The 539-nt window shown below is 51.6% G+C and carries 1 protein-coding gene; it reads right to left on the bottom strand.

All coding sequences use genetic code 11. The features are described 5' to 3' along the window. Positions 1-539: MBG domain-containing protein (locus tag AB6805_RS32470; RefSeq protein WP_370913580.1), on the bottom strand; the 539-nt coding region annotated here is incomplete at both ends.

A 539-nucleotide genomic window follows, 5' to 3' on the forward strand; every position in this document is an offset into this window, starting at 1 on the left:
AACCGGTGATGGTATAATCCGGTGTTGGATTAGTTTGTTTGTACGCCCTGTTTTTATCATTAGCCGTTACCGTTAGTGTGGCTTTGGCAACACTGAATGTTTGTGTTGCCTGCGTGGCCGGTGAGTAGTTGCCATTGCCTGCCTGATCGGCCGCAATGGTTACACTGCCCGCGCCGGTAATGGTAACGGTGTTGCCGCTGATGGTAGCCGGACCGCTTACCACGCTGTAGCTCACCGCTAACGTACTGCTGCTGGTGGCGCTGAGTGTAAATGCCGCATCACCGTATGTTTTGTTAGTGATAGCCGGGAAGGTGATAGCCTGCGAGGTAAGTCCAACGGTTAAGGTACCATTCACCGGTGTAAAGATGTAATTGGCCGCTGTCAGCGGAGTTACATTCACAGTAATAGGATATACCCCCGGCACACTGCTGTTATCAGCACTGGTGCTGAGTCCCGGTGTACCATTCACCACACTGCTGTTTTCACTGTTTACAAATCCGGCAATGGTGTAAGTGAGCGGCGGATTATTAGCGCCGTAT

This window comes from Chitinophaga sp. RCC_12, from assembly GCF_041360695.1.
Classification (GTDB): domain Bacteria; phylum Bacteroidota; class Bacteroidia; order Chitinophagales; family Chitinophagaceae; genus Chitinophaga.